Raw genomic sequence first — 15,162 nt, forward strand, 5'->3', positions numbered from 1 at the left:
CCCTGCCGCGCCCCGCGCGCCGCTAGTATACTTTGTTGGGGGGGGGCGGTGGCTGTTACTCTTGGGTTTTCGGGGGGGGGGGGGGGGGGTGGGGGGGGGGGGGCGGCGGGCGCCCCCACCGCCGTTTCCCGGGCCTCGGCCCTTCAGGAGCCCTTCAGGAGCCCGTCAGGAGCCCTTGAGGTTGAGCGAGGGGAAGAGGTCGAGGAACGGCTGGGTCGTCACCGAGACGCTGCGGGCGAACGGGTCGTCGAAGTCCCAGATCATGAAGAGCAGGAAGGCGATCAGCGCGCTGAAGCAGCCCGCCAGGATCAACTCCCGCGGCGTGCGCCGGATCTGGAGCGCGAACAGCATGCCGACGGTGATCACGGCGCCGGCGATCAGCCCGAACCAGACGACTCCGGGCATGGTCGGGCCGGCGTTCTGGCCGCGCTGGTTGCGGGCGTCGGAGGCCTGGCTGATCCGGTCCAGCATGGGCTGGTAGGCCTGGGACTCCAGGTCGGAGGCGGGGGCCCGGGTGGCGACCTCGTTCTGGATCTTGTCCAGCAGCTGGCCGCCCTTCTCCGAGATCTCCCCGTTCTTGGCCATGTAGTCCCACTCGGTGTTGACCACGTAGGTGATGTACGCGTCCACGTCGGCGCGGACCTGGTCGCGGAACTCGGCCGGGTAGACCACCGCGCGGTCGCTCACCTCGCGCATCGACTGCGCCTCGCGGAACAGGTCGTCCTGGGCCGCGCCGCGCGCCTCCCAGACGCCCGCGATCGCGAGGCCGAGGACAATGGCATAGACCACGCCGATCATCATGGTGATGTACTCGATGACGTCCGGCGTCTCGTCGACGTTCTTCCCGACGCCGACCTTGCGGTGCCTCAGCAGCACCACCGCCACCACGACGGCACAGGCCGCCGCCATGGCGATGGCCAAGGCCACCCACTCGGACATGGGGAACTCCCTTCTCTGGCTTGGCTGGTGAAGTCTGGTGACGTAAGAGGGTGAAGCCGGGGCACGGCCCCGGGGGATCAGGACCGCGCGGAGCCGCCCTCGCCGTTGCCACCGGAGCCGCCGGAACCCCGGCCGCCGGAGCCTCCCCTACCGGGGCGCAGGGCCGCGGCCGCGAGGATCGCGGGGACGGTGACCAGCAGCATCGTGGTGGTCATCGGGGCGTTGTGGTGGTGCTGCGGCTGCGCCAGCGGCTTCGCCGCCGGGGCCAGGTGCACGGGCCGTACGGGCGGGGTCGGCCACAGCGGGCTCGGGCGCGCCGGGCTGGGCGCGGCGGGGCTCGGGGCCGCGGGGGCCGCCGGAGCGGCGGGCGCCGGGGGCACGGGCAGGACCGGCGGGGCCGGCTGCGGGGCGGGCGGCGCGGGGGCCGGGGGCGCCGGCGCGGGGGGTGCCGGGGGCGCGGGCGGAGCCGGCGCCGGTACGGGCGGCGGCGGGGGCGCCGGGGACGGCGGCGGCGGGGTGGGGGCCGGCGTCGGGCTGGGCGGAGGCGGGGTCGGCGACGGCGTGGGGACGGGCGTCGGCGACGGGGACGGCGACCTGGTCGGTGTCGGACTCGGGGTCGGCGTGGGAGTCGGCGTCGGTGTGGGGCTCGGCGAATGCGTGGGGGTGGGCGTCTTCGTCGGGGTGGGAGTCGGCGTGGGAGTCGGTGTGGGGGTGGGCGTCGGAGTCGGCGAGGGTGACGGGCTCGGCGAGTGGGTGGGGGTCGGCGTGGGAGTCGGGCTCGGGCACGGGGGGTGATGGTGGTGATGGTGGTGGTGCCTGCCCCAGTCGTCGCCGTCCTCGTCCTCCGGCCGCCCGGCCTGCTGCCGCGGGCCGAAGGTCCCCGAGGGAACGGGCGCGAGCGGGTGCGCCGTCGGGGTGTGGCAGTGGTGGTGGCCGTGCGAGGGGTGGTGCCCGTGGTGCGGGTCGGCGACGCCGGGCGCGACGCTCACGCCGACCTGGACGTCCACGTCCACGCCGACGTCCACGTGCCCGCCGGGCCGCACGTCCACCGAGACGTCCGTCTCGTCGCAGACGCAGGTGTCCACGGACGTGCCGTGCCCGTGCCCGGAGGGCCGCTCGGCACCGGAGGCCGTCGCGCCGCCGACCAGCGCGAACATCGCGACCACGCCGACCGCCGCACCGATCCACCGGGCCCGTCGCCCGGGGGCCTGCGCTCCACCTCCCTCCGGCGGTATCCGGCGGAACTGCCCGCGCTGCGGCATGGCTCACTCACCTCTCGGGTCACGTGCGGGGACGGAACGGGCTCGGTCCGCTGCGCCCGCGCCGGACCCGGCGGGGCCGGAGGGCGGGGAGGAGGCGAACGGGTGCGATCAGGCGAACGGCCCGCCTCCGGGGGCGGGCCGTCCGTCATCAGGTCAAACGATCTTCGAGGCGACCGGTTACGGCCGCTCGCGCCGACCGGCCGTCGGCCGGCCGCCGGGCTCAGTGGCGCCGGTGCGCGATCTCGACGTTCTCCAGCACACCGACCGCGTCCGGCACCAGGATGGCGGCGGAGTAGTAGGCGCTGACGAGGTAGGAGATGATCGCCTTCTCGTCGATGCCCATGAAGCGGACCGACAGCGAGGGCTGGTACTCGTCCGGGATGCCGGTCTGGTGCAGGCCGATGACGCCCTGGTTGTCCTCGCCGACCCGGATCACCATGATCGAGCTGGTGTTCTCCTTGGTGATCGGGATCTTGCTGCACGGCAGGATCGGGACCCCGCGCCAGGCCGGCACCTGCTGCCCGCCGAGGTCGACGTGGTGCGGGTACAGGCCCCGGGCGTTGAGCTCGCGGCCGATCGCGGCGATCGCCTTGGGGTGCGCCAGCAGGTAGTCGGGGTCGCGGCGGCGGTTGAGCAGCTCGTCCAGGTCGTCCGGGGTGGGCGGGCCGGAGTGGGTCTGGATGCGCTGGTCGAAGTCGGCGTTGTTGAGCAGGCCGAACTCCGGGTTGTTGACGATCTCGTGCTCCTGGCGCTCGCGCAGGGCCTCGATGGTCAGGCGGAGCTGGTGCTCGATCTGGTTCATCGGCTGGTTGTACAGGTCCGCGACGCGGGTGTGGACCTTGAGGATCGTCTGGGCGACGCTCAGCTCGTACTCGCGCGGCTTGAGCTCGTAGTCCACGAAGGCGCCGGGGAGTTCGTACTCGCCGTGGTGGCCGGAGGACATGGCGATCTCGGCCTCGCCGCGCTCGTTCTGCGCCTGGAGCGGCAGCGACAGGAAGGTCTGCAGGTGCTCCTGGAGGCTCGGCGCGTTGTCGCGGATCTGCGCGAAGTCGGCCCGGCTCAGGGTCAGCGCGACACCGGAGGTGGCGGTCTTGGCCGTGAACTCCCAGGTGGCGTCCGGGTTCAGGAGCGCGTCGTCGCCGAAGCGGTCGCCGTCGCCGGCCACGCCCACCACGGTGTCGTCCCCGTACTTGCCCGTGCCGATCTGGTTGATCTTGCCGTGGGCGATCAGGAAGATCCGGTCCGCCGCCTCGCCCTGGGTGGCGAGCACCTCGCCGGGGCCGAAGTCCCGCTGCTGGCAGCGGTCGGCGAGGGCGGTGAGCACGTCCTCGTCCTCGAAGCCGCGCAGGAGGGCGAGTTCGCCCAGCTCCGCCGGGATCACCCGCACCTGGGAACCGGTCTTGATGAACTCCACCACGCCGTTGCCCACGGTGTAGGTGAGCCGGCGGTTGACCCGGTACGCACCACCGTTCGCCTGCACCCAGGGGAGGACCTTGAGCAGCCAGCGGGAGGTGATCTCCTGCATCTGCGGCGCGGACTTGGTCGTGGTGGCGAGGTTGCGGGCTGCGGCAGTCGCAAGGCTCTGCTGCCGGTCCTGCTGTGTCTCCGGGCTCGTGTCCACGGACATCGCAGGGGTCTCCATTCGTGAGGTCGGGCCATGGACAGGGCGTAGCGGACCGCCCTGGCGCACGCCATGACGGATCATCAGATCCGCGTACAGGTGGGGGTTTCGCGAGGTTCGGGAGCACGGCCACCGGGCTCCCGGCGACCCCTCGGGAACCCTAGATCACCAGAGCCCGGTGCCGCCCGTACGGCGGCCGACTACCCCCCGATAGGGTGAATCTCAGGCGGTCTGGCCCCACGGCGGCCGGGAGGTGTCCGTCAACCCGCCGCACCGGCGGGGAGGTTGCCGCGCGTCCCGCCAGGCGCCGGTACGGGGGTGGCCGGCACCTGACGGGAGTCCACGGCGTGCAGGGCGGGCGCCGAGCGCTCCTGATGTCCTGCACATGACCACAGACCTTAGAGGCCCCGGCCCCCCGGCGTTGCGCGGCGCGGCCCGATCCCGTACGGACGGATGAGCCGCGACCGGACGGGCCGGACCCGATCGCCCGGTTTCGCCCCCGGAGGCGGCCCCTGGGCTCTACCCTGTGCGCCCGACCCCGGCCCCGACCCCGGCGCTCAGGTGGCGGGCGGCGGGAGGACGGCGCAGAGGGCGGCCAGTGCGGCGGCGTAGGCGTGGTCGGGCGGGGTGGCGTAGCCGACGACGAGGCCGTCCGCCGGGGGCGTCGCCACCGGGTCGGCCGCCGGGTGGCGGTAGTCGGCGAGGCCCTCGACGGCGAGGCCGTGGTAGGCGGCGGCCTTGAGGACGGAGCGCTCCGTGCCCGCCTCCAGCCGCAGCACCGCGTGCAGCCCGGCCGCGACGCCGGTCACCTCCACGTGCGGGGCGCTCTCCGCGAGGGCGGCCACCAGCCGGTCGCGGCGCTCCCGGTAGCCGCGCCGCATCCGCCGCACGTGCCGGTCGTAGCCGCCGGAGTCGATGAACTCGGCCAGCGTCAACTGGTCCAACGCGCTGGCCCAGCCCTCCCGTTCGCCCTTGGCCGCGAGCGCCCGGTCCACCAGGTGGTCGGGCAGGACCATCCAGCCCAGGCGCAGCGCGGGGCTGAGGCTCTTGCTGGCGCTGCCGAGGTAGACGACGCGCTCGGGGTCGAGCCCCTGGACGGCGCCGACGGGCTGGCGGTCGTAGCGGAACTCGCCGTCGTAGTCGTCCTCCAGGACCAGCCCATCGCGCCCGCGCGCCCAGTCGATGACGGCGGCGCGCCGGGCGGCGTGCAGCGGCCCGCCGGTGGGGAACTGGTGGGCGGGGGTGAGCAGCGCCGTACGGACGTCCTCCTGCCGCTCCAACTCCTCCACGCGGGCGCCGTGTTCGTCGATGGGCAGCGGGCGGCTGTCGACCCCGGCGGCGGCGAGGAGGCCGCGGTGGAAGCCGAGCCCGTACGCCTCGACGGCCAGCGGGCCGTTGCCGCCGGGCGGGAGGACGGGCGCGGCGCCGTCGAAGAGGAGACGCAGGGCGTGGGCGAAGCCGGAGCAGACGACGATCCGGTCGGGGTCGGTGCGCACGCCCCGTGCGCGGGCGAGGTAGTCGGCGAGGACGGTGCGCAGTTCGCGGCGGCCCTGGGGGTCGCCGGGGCCGAAGGCCTCGTTGGGGGCGTCGGTGAGGGCGCGGCGGGCGGCGGCGAGCCAGGCGGCGCGGGGGAAGGAGGCGGAGTCGGGCTGACCCTGGCGCAGGTCGTGGAGGGGACCGGGGCGCCGGGTGGGTCTCCGGGGCCGGGTGGCGGGCGAGGGGGCGGCGCGCTCGGCGACGGCGGTGCCGGAGCCCTGGCGGGCGGTGAGCCAGCCTTCGGCGACGAGTTCGGCGTAGGCCTCGGCGGCGGTGTTGCGGGCGAGGCCGAGGTCGGCGGCGAGGGCCCGGTAGGGCGGCAGCCGGGTGCCGGGGGCGAGGCGGCCGCTGCGGATGGCCTCGCGCAGGGCGGTCATCAGGGCCGCACGGCGGCCTCCGGTGGCGGGGAGGTCGAGGTGGAGGTCGCTGCCGGTGGGGTCGGCCGGCCCGGGGGGACGCGTTCCCGGCGCGCCCGGCGTGTCCGTCATGTCCACGCACCCTACCGGCCGCCCGGGCCCGGCCCCACCACGGGGGCTCCCGGCACCGGGCTGGTTACGGCACGACCGTGACGGGCCAGCGGCCGGCCTTGACGAGGCGGACGGCCACGGACCCGATGACCTTGTGCCCGGCCTGCTCGGAGACGCCGACGATCACGGCGTCCGCGCGCAGCTCGTCGGCGAGCTTGGCGAGGCCCGTATAGGGGTCGCCGCGCATGGTCAGGAACTGCCACTCGACGCGCCAGACCTCGCGGACGTGCTCCTCCGCCTCGCGCAGGGCGGCGAGGAGCTCCTCGGCGATCTCCTGGGTGGTCTCCTCGACGACGGCGCCGGCGAGGGCGGTGGCCGCGCCGAGGACGGGCTGGATGTAGACGACGGCGAGGAGGGCGCCCTGGCGGCGGGCGAGGCCGGCGGCGTAGGCGGTGGCGCGCCAGGAGGACTCGGAGCCGTCGAGGCCCGCGACGATCACCTTGGGGCCGTCGGTGCCCAGTTCGAAGCCTGCGGGGGCGGTGGCCGCCTCGAGGTCGGCGGGGTCCGTGGGGTCGCCGAGGGCCTCGCGGTCGGCGGAGTCCGGTGCATCGCTCTCGTTGCTCATGGCGATGAGGCTATGCCCCGCCACCGGGGGTGGTTCCACCGGGCACTCCGGGTGAGGGCTGTGGTGCGGGCCACCCCGGGCCGCGGCCGGGGCGGCGGTTCCGGCACCGGGGGCGGGCGGGTGGTCACGCTGTGTCGACGATGTGGGCGGCCTCACAGCGGCTTTCCGGTGACCGGGGTCACATGGCCGGGTGGTTTGATCTTGGAAATTGGTGGAAATCGGGCCAAATCACCCCATTTCCTTGATCCTTACTTCCGGTAACCCCCCTCTGACGTGCACGGACCCCAAAATCCTTGAAACCCCCACAACAGCCCCCGTACCTTCGAACTCGTTGCACCGAGCGACGCCCCCCGAAACCGACGGCCTTCCGAGGGCCTGGTTCCGTGCGCTCGCCATCCCCCTTCGAGAGGAACTTCATGACTTTCCGTAACGAGACCGCCGCTGCCACCTCCACCGCCACCCCGAAGCGTCGCAACCGCGTCCGGATGGCGCTGATGGCCGGGGCGCTCACCGCCCTGCCGGTGGCCGGCCTCGTCACGGCCACCAGCGCCTCCGCCGCGCCCGCCACCGTCTGGGACAAGGTCGCCCAGTGCGAGGCCACCGGCAACTGGGCCATCAACTCGGGCAACGGCTTCTACGGCGGCCTGCAGTTCACCTCCAGCACCTGGGCCGCCTTCGGCGGCACCGCGTTCGCCCCGCAGGCCCACCAGGCCACCAAGGACCAGCAGATCGCCGTCGGCGAGAAGGTCCTCGCCGCCCAGGGCCCCGGCGCCTGGCCGATCTGCTCCGTCAAGGCCGGCCTGAGCAAGTAAGGCCTTCGCGTACGGAAGCCGCCGCACCCCGCTCCGAGGTGCGGCGGCTTCGTCGTACGCCCGCCGTCTACGGCTGCCGCGCCCGCCCCGCGAGGGCGACGGCCAGGGCGGCGGGCAGGACGAGCAGCGCGAACACCGCCGCGTAGGCGCCCGTCGTCCCGGTGCTGCCCGCCAGGCAGAGGTTGAACAGCGCCGAGGCGACCCCCATCACCGCGACCTGCCCGAGGTTCTGCGCGGTGAGCATCTCCCCGCCGGTGCGGCCCTGCCGCTCGGGCGGGCTGTGGGCGATCGACAGCAGGGTCACGCTCGGCGCCGCCACCCCCATGCCGATCGCCGCGACCACCATCGAGGCCCCGGCCACCACCGGCGGCACCCCGGGCAGCACGCCGACGGCTGCCAGCGCGGCCGCCAGGACGCACACCGCCATCCCGGCCGCCACCACCCGGTGCCTCGGCCGGTGCTCCAGCAGGTGGCCCTGCACCCAGCTGGCGCCCGCCCAGGCGACGGCCGCCCCGCTGAACGCGAGGCCGGTCACCGCCGCCGGCACCCCGCGCACGGTGTCCAGCAGCAGCGGGACGAAGACCTCCAGGGTGAAGTACGCCCCCGAGCCGAGCACCCGCAGCAGCGCGGCGGCGGGCAGTCCGCGCGCCGCCCGCCAGGTGCCGCGCGGCAGCAGCCGGGGCGCGAAGGCCAGCAGCAGCCCGAAGCCGGCCGCGGCGGCCGCCAGGTGGGCCGCGTCCACGCCCGACCCGGCCCCCGAGACGGCGTACTGGGCGAGCGCCGCTCCCCCGCTGACGGCCGCCGCCACGGCCAGGGACGGACGGGAGGCACCCTCGTCCCGCGCCCCGGTGACCCCGCGCACCAGCGGCAGCACGGCGAGGACCGGCACGGCGGTGAGCGCGGCGAGGCCGAGGAACACCGCCCGCCAGGACCACCAGGAGGTCACCAGCCCGGCCAGCGGCGGCCCGGCCAGGGAGGGGACGATCCAGCAGGCGCTCATCAGCGACAGCGCGTGCGCCTTCAGCCGCCCCGGGTAGGTGTGCGCGATCGCCGTGTTGATCGCCACCGCCGTCATCCCCGCGGCCACGCCGTCCAGGAACCGCCCGGCGGCCAGCTGCCAGACCGTGGCGCTCGTCCCGGACACCACCAGCGTCGCCACGCCGAGGAGCACGCCCGTCACCAGCGGCGCCCGCGGCCCGGCGCGGTCCGCCCAGCTGCCGCCCAGCACCCCGCCGAAGAGGCTGGCGGCGACGAAGGCCCCGGCCACCAGCGGGTACATCGGGACGGCGTCGAGATCGCCCGCCGCCACCGGCAGGGTCGGCACCACGGCGAAGGCCGCGAACCCGATCAGGAACATCACGGAGGCGAACCCGATCGTGGCCGCCCGGTAGGGGCGGGACCACAGGCCCTCCCCGGCCACCGGCTCGGCGCGCTCCAGCAGTTGGTCAGTCATCGGCCGTCACGGGCGCCCAACCTAGCCGTGCACGCACCGGGCGCACCAGCGGTTTTCCCCCGGAGGTCCAGACCTGTGAGGTCCAGACCTGTGAAGCCCGGGCGGCCGCTACCGCTCCACGGCGAGCCGCACCCCCAGGCCGATGAACAGCCCGCCGGTCGCCGCGTCCACCCGGCGCCGGGTGGAACGGCGCCGCCGCAGCCACGCCCCGATCCGGCCGGCGAGCACGCCCACCGTGCCGTCCACCAGGAACTCCAGCACGATCAGCGCCGCCCCGAGGACCGCGAACTGCAGCCCCACCCGGCCCAGTTCGGGGCGGACGAACTGCGGCAGGAACGCGATGGTGAAGGTCACCATCTTCGGGTTGAGCAGGTTGGTCAGCAGCCCCCGCAGATAGGCCCGGCGGCCCCGCAGTCCGCCCTCCCCCGGCTCCGGCAGCGCGTTCGCGGCGTCCTTGCGGTGGCGGATCATCTGCACGCCCAGGTACACCAGATAGGAGCCGCCGACGAGGCGCATCGCCGTGAAGGCCACCGGCACGGCGGCGAAGAAGGCCGCGAGCCCGGCCGCCGCCACCGCGACGTGCACCGCCTCGCTGGTGGCGACGCCCGCGGTGGCCAGCAGCCCGGCCCTGGGGCCTCCGCGCATCCCGCAGCCGAGCACGAACAGCATGTCCGGACCGGGGCTGATCATCGCGACGAGCGTGGTCACCAGGAAGGCGGCGAAGAGGTGGGAGTCGATCGGCATCCGTTCAGCGTCGCACGCGGCGGGCCGCGGGGGAACACGCTTCGCGAACTGACGACCCGTCAATCACGGCCTGGGCGGCAGCGGGAGGGGCAGCGCCGGCAGGCCGTCGATGCTGGTGCCGATGTACTCCTTGCGCTCGCAGTAGGCGTTGAACTCCTCCTCGTCCTTGCGGTCGAAGTACTGCGCGTGCAGGTCCCGGTCGCCCTGGTAGTCCATCAGCGGCACCGCGAACCCGCAGGAGTCGCTGACCCGTTCGGCGTGGACCAGCACGATGGCCCGCAGCCCGGAGCCGTCCGCCGACGGGTCGAAGCGGCCCAGCAGATCGGCGAAGCGCGGGTCGTCCCGGAAGACCGGCTCGCCGCGCCCGTGCACCCGCACCACGTTCGGCGGGCCCTCGAAGGCCGTCCACATCAGGGTGATCCGCCCGTTCTCCCGCAGGTGGGCGATCGTCTCGGCGGTCGAGCCGCCGAAGTCCAGGTAGGCGAGGGTGAGTTCGTCGATCACCACGAGGGTGCCGGAGCGGCCCTTGGGCGAGACGTTGACACGGCCGTCCGCCGAGAGCGGGGCGGTCGCGACGAAGTAGACGGGCTGGCGCTCGATGAACTCCCGGAGCCTGGGCACTATGTGTTCGTACTGTTTTCCCATGTCAGTGATTGTCTCCCCCGTCCCACCACCCGGAGAAGAGTGATCCACTCCCCGAGACGACCGTCACAGCCCCGGCGGCCGATACTGGAGGGGTGGGCACAGAGACGATCGGTTCGGTCGACGAGGCCGTACGGGCACGGCCGGGGGCAGCGCTGCGCCCGTACGTCGCCTGGTACTCCGGGTACCGCCAGCGCGGGATCGCCCCCGCCGTGCACCGGGGCCTGCCCTCGCCCTACCTGACGTTCATCCTCACCCTCGACGAGCCGCTCGTCATCGCCGGGCACCCCGACCCGGCGCAGCCGCCCGGCACGTACGCGACGCTGCTCGGCGGCCTGCACACCGCCCCCGCCATGATCACCCACCAGGGCGCCCAGTCCGGAGTACAGGTCGCCGTGCACCCGCTGGCCGCACGGGCGCTGTTCGGGCTGCCCGCCGGGGAGCTGGCCGGGATCGACCTCCCCGCGGAGGACGTCCTCGGGAGGCTCGCCCCCCGACTGCGGGACCGGCTGCAGGAGGCGCCCGGCTGGCCCGAGCGCTTCGCGCTGCTGGACGAGGCGCTGCTGGACGGGGCACTGCTGCGGGCCGCCGGACCTCATGGGCAGGTGCCGCCGGAGGTCGCCTGGGCCTGGCGGGCGCTGCTGCGCAGCGGCGGCGGCGTGCCGGTGGCGGAGCTGGCGCGGGAGACGGGCTGGAGCACCCGGCACCTGCTGGAGCGCTTCCGCCGCGAGACCGGCCTGACGCCGAAGGCCGCTGCCCGGGTCATCCGCTTCGACCGGGCCCGGCGCCTGCTCGCGGCCGGCTCCCCGCCGCCCCTGCTCGCCGAACTCGCCGCCGGCTGCGGCTACTTCGACCAGGCGCACCTGGCGCGCGAGTTCCGGGCCCTGGCCGGGGCCTCGCCGAGCGCTTGGCTGGCAGCGGAGGGGCCCGAGGAGGGGAAGTTCCGAAACGTCCAAGGCGGGGCGGACGGGGCGGGCGCAGAGTAGGTGCCGTAAGGACGCGAACCCGAGGAGGACGTCATGAGCGACACCGTGAACACCGACCCGAAGACCCCCGCCCCGCAGGTGTGGCCCTGCCTGCGCGCGCGTGACGCCAAGGCGCTGATCCGCTTCCTCGTGGACGCGTTCGGCTTCGAGGAGGTCGTCAGCTACGAGGAAGGCGGGCTCGTCGTCCACGCCGAGCTCGCCTGGCCCGAGGGCGGCGGGGTGATGCTCGGCTCCGAGCGCGAGACGCCCGAGCGCGAGACGCCCGAGGGCGAGGCGCCGTGGCCGGGCCGCCCGGGCACCTTCACCGCGTACGTGGTCACGGCGCGCCCCGACGCCGTGCACGCGCGGGCGGTGGCCGCCGGGGCCCGCATCACCACCGGCCTCACCGAGACGGACTACGGCTCGCGCGACTTCTCCGCCGCCGACCCGGAGGGCAACCGCTGGTCCTTCGGCACCTACCCGGGCTCGCCCCGCCCCGGCGCGGAGGGCTGAGCCGGTGCCCGGCGGCGGCCCGGTGGAGCGGCTGCGGGGCCTGTGCCTGGCGCTGCCGGAGGTCGAGGAGAAGGTCAGCCACGGGGAGCCGACCTGGTTCGCGGGCACCGGCCGCCGCGCCCGGGTGTTCGTCATGCTCTCCGACCACCACCACGACGACCGGCTCGCCTTCTGGTGCGCGGCCGGCGGCGGCGCCCAGGAGCGCCTCCTCGGCGAGGACCCGGCGCGCTACTTCCGCCCGCCGTACGTCGGCCACCGCGGCTGGCTCGGGGTCTACCTGGACGGGCCGGCCCCCGACTGGCCCCGGATCGAGGGCCTGGTCGCCGAGGCCCACGCGCTGGTCGGCCCGGGGCGGTAGCGGGAGACTGGGCGTGTCCCGGTCCCCCACTGGAACCCGGCCGTGGAGGCCGCCGATGCCCCAGCTCACCGTCGACGGGCGCACCCTCGCCCTCTCCCACCTGGACAAGGTGTACTACCCGCGCACCGGCACCCCGAAGGGCGAGGTGCTGCGCTACTACGCCGCCGTCCACTCCGCCCTGCTGCCGCACCTGCGCGACCGCCCGGTGTCCTTCCTGCGCTGCCCCGACGGCGTCGAGGCGGAGGTGTTCATCGCCAAGAACCCTCCCGCCGGCACCCCGGACTGGGTCCGCACCGTCGAGGTGCCCAGCACCGGCGGCGACCTGCGCCAGGTCGTCCTGGAGAGCGGCGCCGCGCTGCTGTGGGCGGCCAACCTGGGCTGCCTGGAACTGCACGTCCCGCAGTGGCACGCCGCCGCCCCCGGGCTCGCCGACCGGCTGGTCCTGGACCTCGACCCGGGCGAGGGCGCCGACGTGCTCGCCTGCCGCGAGGTCGCGCTGCTGCTGCGCGAGCGGCTCGCGGCAGACGGCCTGACGGCGCTCGTCAAGACCTCCGGCTCCAAGGGCCTGCACCTGCTCGTCCCCCTGCTGCCCACAGCCAGCACCCGGGTGTCCGCCTACGCCAAGGCGCTGGCCGCCGCCCTGGAGGCCGAACGGCCCGAACTGGTCGTGCACACCATGGCGAAGGCCCGGCGCCGGGGGCGGGTCCTCGTCGACTGGTCGCAGAACAACGCCAAGAAGACCACCGCCGCGCCGTACACCCTGCGGGCCCGGCCGCTGCCGACCGTCTCCACACCGCTCGCCTGGGAGGAACTGGAGTCGGCGGTGAGCGCGGCCGAGCTGGTCTTCACCCTCGCCGAGGTCCCGGGCCGGCTGGCGGCCCGGGGGGACCTGCTCGCGCCGCTGCTCGACCCGGAACGGGCGCGGGCCCTGCCGGGCTCGCCGGCGCCCGCCGTCGCCCAGGTGCTGCGGCCGCCCGTCGAGGTGATGCGGCCCGCCGCCGTCACCGCCGTGCCCCCGGCGGACGGCCTCGGCGGGGGCGGGGTGCAGTACGAGCTCAAGCTCGACGGGTTCCGCTGCGTCGCCTTCGCGCGCGGCGACCGGCCGCCGTTCCTCCAGTCGCGCGGCGGGCGCGACCTCGCCGCCGAGTTCCCCCCGATCGCCGCCGCCGTGGCCCGCCTGCCCGAGGGCCTGGTGCTGGACGCCGAACTCGTCGCCTGGCGCGGCGGCCGCTTCGCCTTCGGCGAGCTGCTGCACACCCGCCGCGCCCGCGCGGCCGCCCCCGAGGTCGCACTCGGCCTGATCGCCTTCGACCTCCTCGCCCTCCCCGGCCGCGACGTCCGACGGCTGCCGCTGACCGACCGGCGCCGCCTGCTGCTCGGCGCGCTGGCGGACGTACCGCCGCCGATCCAGCCGGTGCTGGCCACGACCGACCGCGCCGAGGCGCTGGAGTGGATGGAGCAGCTCGCCCCGACGGGCGTGGAGGGCCTGGTCTGCAAGGCCGCCGACTCCCCGTACCGCCCGCGCGGCGGAGGCCGCGCGTGGGTCAAGTACCGCCGCAGCGACACCGTCGACGCGACGGTGCGCGCCCTCGCGGGCCCACCGGAGCAGCCGCACGCCCTCCTCCTCGAACTCGCCGACGGCCGCGTCCTGCTGAGCGCCCCCCGCCTCACCCCGGCCCAGTCCCACGAAGTCGCCGAGGCCGCCCGCCCCCACCTCGGCCCGGCCGCCGTCGACCCCGAGCACGGCCCGCTGCGCCCCCTCACCACCCCACTGCGCGCCGAACTCCACCTCACGGGCCAGCCGCCCACGGCGACGTACGTGCGCCTGCGCGGCGACTGACCCCGGGTGGGGGCTGCGTGTCGGCCTGGGCCGGGACAAACGGGGCGGCCGCGAGCGCTGGACGAAGACGCACGGGGGTTCTCCAAGACCTCGATGAAGAGACGGCTCGGAGACCCCCCGTGGCGTCGGCGGTCACCGGCCGGGCGGGGCGGCCACCTGATCGGGGGTCGAGCGCGGCACCGCGACCGACGGGAAGCCGTCGACGGTCACTGGGCACTCGCCGCGGGGCGGACGACGAGCTCGTTGACGTCGACCTGCCGGGACCGGGTGACGGCGAAGACGATGGCCTCCGCAACGGCGGAGGCGGGCAGTGCCACTGCACGGTACGCCCTCATGGCCTCCCTGGCGGTGGGGTCGGAGATGCCTTCGGCGAGTTCGGACTCGGTCACGCCGGGAGAGACGAGGGTGACCCGGATGTCTCCGGCGGACTCCTGGCGCAGCCCTTCGGAGATCGCGCGGACGGCGAACTTGGTGGCGCAGTAGACGGCGGCGGTGGGAGAGACCTCGTACGCGCCGACGGAGGCGACGTTCACGAAGTGCCCGTCGCCCTGGGCGCGCATCACGGGCAGCGCGGCGGCGATGCCGTGCAGGACCCCCCGCACGTTCACGTCGATCATGCGGTCCCATTCGTCCGTCCTCAGCGCCTCCAGGGGCGAGAGCGGCATCACTCCGGCGTTGTTGACCATCACGTCCACCCGGCCGTAGCGCTCACGGGCGGCGGCCACGAAGGCCCGGACGTCGGCGGCGTCCGTGACGTCCAGCCGCCGGAACGCCGCGGTGCCGCCCGCGGCGGTGAGCTCCGCGGTGAGCGCGCCGAGGCGGTCGGTGCGCCGTGCGCCGAGGAACAGGCGGTGGCCGTCCGCGGCGAGGCTGCGCGCGGTGGCCTCGCCGATCCCGCTGCTTGCTCCGGTGACCAGTACGACCTTCGGTGTCTGCGTCATGCCTGCTTCTCCTCCCGGTGGAGCACGAGGTGTTCGTGGTGGAGGACTCCGTCCCGGATGTCACCCGTGGCGGTGAACCCGGTGTCGTCGACGTAGTCGATGTGATGGCCGGTGACCGTGTAGCGGCCCGTGTAGGCGCTGCGGCGGTGGCCGCGGGCCTCGTCGTACCGGCCGTCCGCCCGTAGTTCCTGACGGATGTGACCGTCCGCCGTCACCCACAGGCCGACCACGTCGGCCCGGCCCTCCTCGGTGCTGCCCGTCACGGACGGACTCCCTTCGTCGATGGATGCACCCCCGTTGTGCCCGACCGAGTCTGGGCGGGACGGGGGTGACCGGCCAGGACGTGGGCGGGCGGGGGGGGGGGGCCCCCCCCCCGGGCCCCGCCGGCCGGGGGAAGGGGGGGGGGGGGGCCCCCACACCCCGGGGGGGTGCGGGGCGCCCCCC

The 15,162-nt window shown here is 75.1% G+C and carries 15 protein-coding genes and 1 pseudogene; 6 read left to right on the plus strand and 10 right to left on the minus strand.

Annotation, left to right across the window (positions count from 1 at the left end):
- Positions 1 to 165 precede the first annotated feature (165 nt).
- From ACIRRS_RS37985 to ACIRRS_RS38005, 5 genes are all read right to left on the minus strand, one after another.
- Positions 166 to 939, minus strand: coding sequence for a hypothetical protein (locus ACIRRS_RS37985; RefSeq protein ID WP_402981545.1), 774 nt, complete (start codon positions 937 to 939; stop codon positions 166 to 168).
- 147 nt (positions 940 to 1,086) lie between these two features.
- Complete coding sequence (locus ACIRRS_RS37990; RefSeq protein WP_402981548.1) at positions 1,087 to 1,725, minus strand: hypothetical protein; 639 nt, start codon at positions 1,723 to 1,725, stop codon at positions 1,087 to 1,089.
- Between the two features lie 696 nt (positions 1,726 to 2,421).
- Positions 2,422 to 3,828: a family 2B encapsulin nanocompartment shell protein gene (locus ACIRRS_RS37995; RefSeq protein ID WP_402981551.1), complete on the minus strand. Its 1,407-nt coding sequence runs from the start codon at positions 3,826 to 3,828 to the stop codon at positions 2,422 to 2,424.
- Between the two features lie 551 nt (positions 3,829 to 4,379).
- Positions 4,380 to 5,846: a PLP-dependent aminotransferase family protein gene (locus ACIRRS_RS38000; RefSeq protein ID WP_402981554.1), complete on the minus strand. Its 1,467-nt coding sequence runs from the start codon at positions 5,844 to 5,846 to the stop codon at positions 4,380 to 4,382.
- A 64-nt stretch (positions 5,847 to 5,910) separates the two neighbouring features.
- Entirely contained in the window at positions 5,911 to 6,450 is a 540-nt protein-coding gene (locus ACIRRS_RS38005) for a universal stress protein (protein ID WP_402981557.1), read from the minus strand.
- A gap of 416 nt (positions 6,451 to 6,866) precedes the next feature.
- On the opposite strand from ACIRRS_RS38005, the gene ACIRRS_RS38010 reads away from it, so the two are divergent.
- Complete coding sequence (locus ACIRRS_RS38010; protein ID WP_402981560.1) at positions 6,867 to 7,262, plus strand: transglycosylase family protein; 396 nt, start codon at positions 6,867 to 6,869, stop codon at positions 7,260 to 7,262.
- Positions 7,263 to 7,329: 67 nt separating this feature from the next.
- Here the strand turns inward: ACIRRS_RS38010 and ACIRRS_RS38015 are convergent, their stop codons facing one another.
- The 3 genes from ACIRRS_RS38015 to ACIRRS_RS38025 all read right to left on the minus strand — a co-directional run bounded on the left by ACIRRS_RS38015 (position 7,330) and on the right by ACIRRS_RS38025 (position 10,104).
- A complete protein-coding gene (locus ACIRRS_RS38015) occupies positions 7,330 to 8,715 on the minus strand; it encodes an MFS transporter (protein ID WP_402981563.1) in 1,386 nt (461 codons plus the stop codon).
- A gap of 108 nt (positions 8,716 to 8,823) precedes the next feature.
- The gene (locus ACIRRS_RS38020) at positions 8,824 to 9,459 is read right to left on the minus strand and encodes a LysE family translocator (protein WP_402981566.1); all 636 of its coding nucleotides are present in this window, start codon (positions 9,457 to 9,459) and stop codon (positions 8,824 to 8,826) included.
- 63 nt (positions 9,460 to 9,522) lie between these two features.
- On the minus strand, positions 9,523 to 10,104 hold the full coding sequence (locus tag ACIRRS_RS38025; protein ID WP_402981569.1) for a pyridoxamine 5'-phosphate oxidase family protein: 582 nt from the start codon (positions 10,102 to 10,104) through the stop codon (positions 9,523 to 9,525).
- Between the two features lie 92 nt (positions 10,105 to 10,196).
- Between ACIRRS_RS38025 and ACIRRS_RS38030 the strand changes: the two genes are divergently transcribed.
- From ACIRRS_RS38030 to ACIRRS_RS38050, 5 genes and pseudogenes are all read left to right on the plus strand, one after another.
- Entirely contained in the window at positions 10,197 to 11,087 is an 891-nt protein-coding gene (locus ACIRRS_RS38030) for a helix-turn-helix domain-containing protein (RefSeq protein WP_402981572.1), read from the plus strand.
- Positions 11,088 to 11,120: 33 nt separating this feature from the next.
- Positions 11,121 to 11,579 carry a VOC family protein gene (locus ACIRRS_RS38035; protein ID WP_402981575.1) on the plus strand — a complete coding sequence of 153 codons (459 nt, stop codon included), beginning with the start codon at positions 11,121 to 11,123 and terminating at the stop codon, positions 11,577 to 11,579.
- 4 nt (positions 11,580 to 11,583) lie between these two features.
- The gene (locus ACIRRS_RS38040; protein ID WP_402981578.1) at positions 11,584 to 11,937 is read left to right on the plus strand and encodes an MmcQ/YjbR family DNA-binding protein; all 354 of its coding nucleotides are present in this window, start codon (positions 11,584 to 11,586) and stop codon (positions 11,935 to 11,937) included.
- A 55-nt stretch (positions 11,938 to 11,992) separates the two neighbouring features.
- Positions 11,993 to 12,871: pseudogene (gene ligD / locus ACIRRS_RS38045) on the plus strand (non-homologous end-joining DNA ligase); the annotation flags it as partial.
- Positions 12,872 to 12,922: 51 nt separating this feature from the next.
- Positions 12,923 to 13,777: a DNA ligase gene (locus tag ACIRRS_RS38050; protein ID WP_402981584.1), complete on the plus strand. Its 855-nt coding sequence runs from the start codon at positions 12,923 to 12,925 to the stop codon at positions 13,775 to 13,777.
- Between the two features lie 206 nt (positions 13,778 to 13,983).
- Here the strand turns inward: ACIRRS_RS38050 and ACIRRS_RS38055 are convergent, their stop codons facing one another.
- Both ACIRRS_RS38055 and ACIRRS_RS38060 read right to left on the minus strand, forming a co-directional pair.
- A complete protein-coding gene (locus ACIRRS_RS38055) occupies positions 13,984 to 14,718 on the minus strand; it encodes an SDR family oxidoreductase (protein WP_402981581.1) in 735 nt (244 codons plus the stop codon).
- On the minus strand, positions 14,715 to 14,981 hold the full coding sequence (locus ACIRRS_RS38060; RefSeq protein ID WP_363585970.1) for an Atu4866 domain-containing protein: 267 nt from the start codon (positions 14,979 to 14,981) through the stop codon (positions 14,715 to 14,717). The genes ACIRRS_RS38055 and ACIRRS_RS38060 overlap by 4 nt, the downstream gene beginning before the upstream one ends.
- Positions 14,982 to 15,162: the final 181 nt, after the last annotated feature.

Source organism: Kitasatospora sp. NPDC101183, assembly GCF_044767945.1.
GTDB lineage: Bacteria > Actinomycetota > Actinomycetes > Streptomycetales > Streptomycetaceae > Kitasatospora.